Below are 6,613 nucleotides of genomic sequence, written 5' to 3'. Positions count from 1 at the left end.
TAGGTGCTATTGAGGACACCCCCGGCGCTACAAGCTTTGGAACACTGGCTGATAGTGGTGATGGGTTGGTGCCTGTTGAAGGGGACGTTTGGCCAGATGCTGGTGAAATCGGTTTTATTAGAACATCTAATACCCTGGTGCTAGTTGGGGTAGGGGACACGGGTTGGAATGTTGTGGTAGCCCCACCTGTAGGACCGATTCTTGGTGGGACCGTACCTGCCGGTCTGGTTGAGGGTAACACCCCAACAGGTATAGTAAATGATGGTGTAATCCCAGAGCTTGGTGTAACACAAGTTCCGACCACGACCGAACCGCCACCAACTACGACCACAACAATACCATCAGGTTCACAAACGTTTAACGCACAGCCTGGCGCCCAAACATTTGTGGTTCCTGAAGGGGTTACACAAATCAATGTGACACTAGAAGGCGGCGCTGGTGCAGGACCCACAGCAGTTCTTTCAAAAGGGCTCCAAAGAGGTGGTATGGGAGCCTTGGTAACCGGCACGCTTGCGGTCACACCAGGGGAAACCTTAGATGTGTATGCAGCTACACGCGGTGTTGTAGGCACAAGCGGTACTACGAATGCAGTGAGACAAGCAGCTACTGGTAAAGGTGCTGCCAACGGGGGCATGCCTGCCAATGGGGTCTTCGGCGGTGGGGGCGGAGCGTCAGCCATTGCTCGGGGCCAAACCTGGCTAGTCGTAGCCGGTGGTGGTGGTGCGGGTGGTTGGAGGGGAAGTTGCGGTGCGCAGTCTTGGTGTGGTGCTAACGTTGGTGGTAACGGGGGAGAAAACGCTCCTGAAGCTATATACTCATCTTCATCAGCTCCTGGGGGTAAAGTCGGTACCGCAAACATCTTAAGCGACGGACAACACTCATCTAATAGAGACTTTTCTCCTGGGGGCGGGGGCTGGTCTGGAGGAGCCCTTGGTTCTCGCATTAAAGGAAGCGGCGGCTCTTCCGGTGGTGGTGGGGGTGGGAACCTTGTCCCCGCTGGTGGTACTGCGGGGGTAGCATCGGGTATGCGTGATGGTAGTGTTGTTATTTCGTGGGGCTAATCACCAAACCATACCTGCCCATAGCCAGCCGTTTCACAGGCTAACAAACATCTAGAAGAGCTCTCCCAGCTTGGTGGCAGGCTACGTTTAGCACAGCTTCAAACATACTTTACGCACAACCCCTCCACAATGTAGAGGGGTTGTGTAGATAAACAAGATAAATACCTGTGGGCATCATAGGTCATTGTTTTGCTTGCTCGACTACCAGGATTTAGGTTGAACAATGCCATGTTATGGTCACAGACACACCCACTAGCACCCACCGGTTAAACCGGAAGAACCCCACCTATAACAAAACAAAACAGGCTGGTAGACGGTGGCTGAACCCTGGCCCTCTAGAAGTAGTAACCGTAGTGTTAGTCGGTGGGCTGTTTGTCACAGGAGTAGTGTTAACAGAGTTGTTTGTCGGGTTACAAACAGTTTTGAACAAAACCAACCCTCCAAACACCCACACCTCACACTGCCCCTCAGATAACGAAACCAGTATAGGGGAAACCGGGTGTTACACGCTGGCGGAAATCGCTGACGAACTCGGAATCGATCTGAACATTTTGTGAACCTAACCTCGACCACGAGATAAAGCGCCCGCAAAACCAAAAGGTTGGATTAACACCCCTACCACACATACAAGGTTCTCTGGTGGGTTTCGACCCGAAAACACTATTTCGAGAACCGTTAAGACACACAAAACTGGGAACCTGGACAGGTTGTGGCAAGATGACTGGCACAACAGGTAGTCCCTCTAGGGCTACTAGCGTCGTGGTTGGTTGTAGGTGGTGCAGCCTTTGGTAGGAAAAATAGTTGGTTGAACACAACGGTTGTGTTTTGTGGGGTTTCCAGCACTGTTTCCTCATATGGGGACCGTCACACAAAAACCTGTTGCAGAGACTGTACGTCACCGGGTAGAACACACACGTCCCAACATGTTTTTTCGTGTCGATGATTTCGACGGTGACGCTGGTGAGGTTGGGTCGGTGTTGCGTTGTCTCGTTGGTGAAGGTGAGCTGGTCCGGGTTAGTCGTGGTTTGTACTGGCGGGGTCAAAAAACCCGGTTTGGTATGACGCATCCTTCAACGCTTGGGGCAGCGGTCGCTGTTGGTGGGCCGGGGTCTGGGCCTTCGGGTGTGGCGGCCGCACATTTTCTCGGGTTATCTACCCAGGTGCCGGCCGTTGTTGAGGTTGGGGTGCCAGGCCAGGTTCCTGAACCGATGTGTGGGGTGAGGTTCCAGTCCCGTCCGTACGTCCGTTACGAATATTGTCTCACTCCGCTAGAGGTTGCGGTGTTGGAAGTGTTGGGAAACCCTCATATTGTTGAGGTGTCATGGCCCCTTGTTGAGGAACACATCCGCCTGCTAGTCATTAGGGGTATGTTACGGGTGACGGTGCTTGCGACCCTTACAGCTATGGAACCACAAGAGATAGTTCAGAAGCGTTGGGTGGCGATTAGTTTATAACACCACATTGCCTATGCGTCTGTGGGGCCCCGAACAGTTGTTGACGATATTTAGTATCGGGTCGGTTACTGTGAGCTGCGCAGACCTTTGGTGTTTATAGGCACAGGTTATTGTTGGTGTCCTGGGTGGGTCTGTGACACCAGCTGGTGGTGTTGTGGGGTTTTGGCGACACTGGCGGGACTTGAACCCGCATCTTTCAGCGTGACAGGCTGGTGCTTTATCCAGTTAAGCTACAGTGCCAAAAATGTTGACCGGTATTGTGTCAAGCGAAGGTGTATGCGCTTGGGACTCTAATGGTTAGGTTTCGTGGTTGGGACAGCAGCAGGTGGTGTTGATAGGTTTAGCCCCGTCGACTTGGCGATAAGCCAGCGGTGCGTACGGGGCTAGGTTAGCCTTGGTGACATAACAGTCGTTAGCGGTGCGGCCAAGACGAAATGTTCTGGGGGGTTTGTTAGCAACCCTAGGTTGTGGCCCAGCCCTGCCAGTATTTTGGTAGGGCTCGGGGAGACATGCGGTGTCTCGTAGTGTCACCCACTATTACAGTGGGTGACACTAACTGCATCTTAGAGTCTGTCAGAGTGTTTAGATCTCACAGGTTTACCCCACACAGATGCTTGTGTGGTTTGGGGGTTGGGCCCAACCCCCAAACGGGCAGAGTAACTATACAGTTAGGGTCTGTTTCCGGGTCTTAGCAAAAACTAACAGTACGGCTGTTGTGGGGATACGCAACCAGGTTGGTTGAGTAAGTAGTGGTAGGTGTTAGCTGGTTTGTGGTGGTTCGATGAGTTGTAGGTCGTTGTATGCTACGACTATTGGTCCGTAAAGTTCGGTGAAGACGATAGCTTCGTTTTCAGGGTCTAGTGGTGCTGGTCCTACATACCAGTTTTTGTGGCGGTCGCTTTCGTCTGTGATTGTTACTTCTTTGCCGGTAGGTGTGTTGGGGGTTACTGCTAGGGCTTGGGTGGTTTGCCATTGTAAGATTTGTGTGTGGATCGACCATTGTATTGCTAAGAGCCAGTCGTGTTGTTCAGCGTTTAGGTGGGCTTGTTTAGCTGCATATTCGATGGTGTGTTCTGGGAGGGTTTGTTCAACCCAGTTTTTAGGAACCTTAAAAATTACTGTTTCGGTGGGTGTGTCAGTGTTAGTCATGGTAGGTCCTCCCAGGTTTGTTTGTTATTGTGTCCCTACTAGTAAAACAACACACACAGACGCTGGCGTGTAGCTGTCAGGCGCAGCCTGGCTGGGCGGTGGGTAGGGTGTTGGTTGGGTTGTGTGTTAGTCCCACTAAATGTAGGTAGCCTTACCGGGAGAGTTACCGGCATTTAGGTTGCGGGTGGTTAGGGTTCTGGTACTAGCGTTGGGATGGTTTGGTTGTTCAGGTGTCCTAAACCGAGTTGTCCTTGACTGTTTTCGCCCCAGCAGTAGGCGTCCCCTTCTGTGGTCACCCCGCACGTGTGGTAGACCTTTGTGGAACCGTTTTTAAAGCTATGTTCCCCTACAACTGGGGTTGGTACACCGAAGAGGTTTGTGGGGGTACCTATCTGACCGTTTCCTTGTTGCCCAAAGTTGTTACCATCAACAATGTATTGGAACGGGCCGTACCCAACATCAAGCCAAGCGGTGTAAGAACCACTCCAACACAACATTTGGTTATCGGTAGTAAGCCCACAGGAATGTGAAAAACCAGCGAACAGGTCTTTAAAACGGTGGCCGCCTACCACTTTCACAGGGCTGGTGTGGTGGGCGGTACCACCATTACCTAACCGCCCATCGGTACCGTAGCCCCAACAATAGGCATCACTCTCTGTGGTTAGCGCACAGGTGTGTTCCACACCAGCAGCAACATAGTCGAATATGTGGTTACCTAACACTTTCACCGGGTTGGCGTATTGGGAGCTATTCCCGATCCCTAATTGACCGTAGTTGTTGTTGCCCCAGCAATAGGCGTCGCCCTCTGTGGTTAGTGCACAGGTGTGCTGATTGTTGGTAGTGATAGCTGTAAATACGTGGTTTCCTACAACTACTTGGGGGTTACTATAAAAACCGCCGGCGAACCCTATCCCTAGCTGACCCATACCGTTGTTGCCCCAGCAATAGGCCTCACCAGCTGTGGTTATCGCACAGGTGTGGTTGCTGCCAACAGCGATAGCCACAAATCTGTGGTTACCTACCACTTTCACAGGGGTGGTTTGTGTTGTGTTGTTCCCGGCCCCGAGCTGTCCCACACCGTTGGCCCCCCAACAGTAGGCTTCTCCGACGCTAGTCAGTCCGCAGGTATGGTTGTGGCCGGCGTCTAGCGACACAAAGCTATGATCACCAAAAAGTTTGGTTGGGGCGGTCTTATTGGCGGTGTTCCCGGTCCCTAACTGGTATGTAGTGTTTTGTCCCCAACAGTAGGTGTCACCGTTGTTAGCAAGTCCGCAGGTGTGAGACCAACCTGTAGCGATTTGTGCCCAAAACCCTGGATCCGGTTCAGGTTCGGTTGTGGTTGTAGTTGGTTCTGTTGGTGTGCTGGCTGTGTTCCCTATACCAGACACCAAATCAGCGGTCACAGCTTGTGAAGGTAACTGTTCCCCAACTGTTTCAAGTTCAGAGAGACAACCTCCTTGTACAACACCGCTTTGTGGAGGTGCTGCTACCACACAAGCCCCAGCATCTAACGACACAACCAGCAAGAGTGTGTTAGGGGCACGTGTGAAGGTGAGCTCTCCAGCTGATGGCCACAAATCACCTTCAGTTATGATCAACTCGCTAGAATCAGCAACAACCCCAACAATGCTAGAGGCTTGGGTGGGTGGCCAATCTCCTAACGCGCCCAACACTGCATCAAGACCTGCTTGGGTGTCCCACTGGTCTGCACCCGACATAGCTAGCAAGGCTTGAGCTTCACGAGCCACCGATTTCAACGCTGCAAGTTCGACATGTTCACGGGTTTTGTTAAACACGTGTTGGAATGACACAAACGCTGCGAAAGTTAAAACAGCGATAATCGTGACACCAAGTATTATCTCAACAAGGGTTAAACCACGCTTATCGTTTCGTGTAGGGAGATAGGTTTTCACAACCGACTACAGTGTGACCAGGTGTTACCGAAGCCACTAAGCCTTAGCCGGGTTTGATCACCAAAACCGGTTTTCCGCTATAGAACCAGATCACACACGTATTCAACCCACAAAACGTGTTGTACAAACTGTTTGTAACCCTGTGAGAAGATACTAGTGTTGTGGGCGAGTCCCAGATAGGTTTGTGGTACAAGAAAGTTGGGCCTGGCAGATCATCGACCAGGCTCAACTTGTGAAACAAACGGGGTTCAGTCGGTGGTGTTGTTGGTGTTGTTGGGATGGTTTTCTGGTGAAAGGAACTCTAACCCTGGGAACTGTCCTGCTTCCACAAACTCTATAAACGACCCGTTGGTCTGTGGGTTGTTCACACAACTTGTGCGGGTAGCGCCTCTGTCAGAAACTACACCGGCACAGTATTGGTTCTTTTTGGGTTGGTAAGCAAGCAGCATCATATGTTCTGTGCGTAACATCACCATTTCATTGGTTAGAGGCCACACATCGTCTTCTACCAGGGTGAACGTCTGATCATATTTACGGCTAAACGGCCCAACATTAGGTTTAGGTGTGGGAACGTTTGGCCAAGAATCTAAAGCAGTTTCTAACGCTCGGACAGCTTCTTTGGATTCCCAATCAGCATCAGGTGAGAACGACAACACTTCCTGTGCGTTAGACATAGTGTTATTTAACCTGTTCTCAGGTGTGTCATCTCTGTCTGGAAAAAGCGGAAGTAAAAGCGCCATGATTACGGCCCAACTGAGAAGTACTAATACCATCTCGCCGATGGTTACACCTCTGTGTTTGTGAACCATGTTGTACCTCTTTTTTGTTAAAGGCCACGCCATGTGTTCTTCGCCACCGGCCCAGCCGCCCTATTAAGAACAGTGACTGTGTACCTCTGTGGTGTTCTTGCAAACAAGGCTATATATAGCCTGTACGGCTTTGGCGGGCTCAGGGCACAACAGGTGCCTATAAAGAATGTGTAGGGGTTTGGATAGTGTGTTGAGGTGCGGGTGTGGTTGCTCACCGTCCGGGGAAG

The 6,613-nt window shown here is 51.4% G+C and carries 5 protein-coding genes and 1 tRNA gene; 2 read left to right on the top strand and 4 right to left on the bottom strand.

Features of this window, described 5'->3' with window-relative positions; translation table 11 throughout:
• Window positions 1-1,061: hypothetical protein (locus WC184_12670; GenBank protein MFA7478719.1), on the top strand; the 1,061-nt coding region annotated here is incomplete at its 5' end.
• A gap of 923 nt (window positions 1,062-1,984) precedes the next feature.
• A complete protein-coding gene (locus WC184_12665) occupies window positions 1,985-2,515 on the top strand; it encodes a hypothetical protein (GenBank protein ID MFA7478718.1) in 531 nt (176 codons plus the stop codon).
• 163 nt (window positions 2,516-2,678) lie between these two features.
• Here WC184_12665 and WC184_12660 read toward each other — a convergent pair.
• The 4 genes from WC184_12660 to WC184_12645 form a co-directional block, all read right to left on the bottom strand.
• Window positions 2,679-2,755 (bottom strand) — tRNA-Asp (locus WC184_12660).
• Between the two features lie 519 nt (window positions 2,756-3,274).
• Window positions 3,275-3,664, bottom strand: coding sequence for a hypothetical protein (locus tag WC184_12655; protein ID MFA7478717.1), 390 nt, complete (start codon window positions 3,662-3,664; stop codon window positions 3,275-3,277).
• Between the two features lie 188 nt (window positions 3,665-3,852).
• Complete coding sequence (locus tag WC184_12650; protein ID MFA7478716.1) at window positions 3,853-5,577, bottom strand: hypothetical protein; 1,725 nt, start codon at window positions 5,575-5,577, stop codon at window positions 3,853-3,855.
• A 248-nt stretch (window positions 5,578-5,825) separates the two neighbouring features.
• The gene (locus tag WC184_12645) at window positions 5,826-6,251 is read right to left on the bottom strand and encodes a hypothetical protein (protein ID MFA7478715.1); all 426 of its coding nucleotides are present in this window, start codon (window positions 6,249-6,251) and stop codon (window positions 5,826-5,828) included.
• Window positions 6,252-6,613 lie beyond the last annotated feature (362 nt).

This window comes from Acidimicrobiia bacterium, assembly GCA_041676705.1.
GTDB lineage: Bacteria > Actinomycetota > Acidimicrobiia > Acidimicrobiales > SKKL01 > Actinomarinicola.
This window is presented reverse-complemented; position numbering and strand designations above follow the sequence as displayed.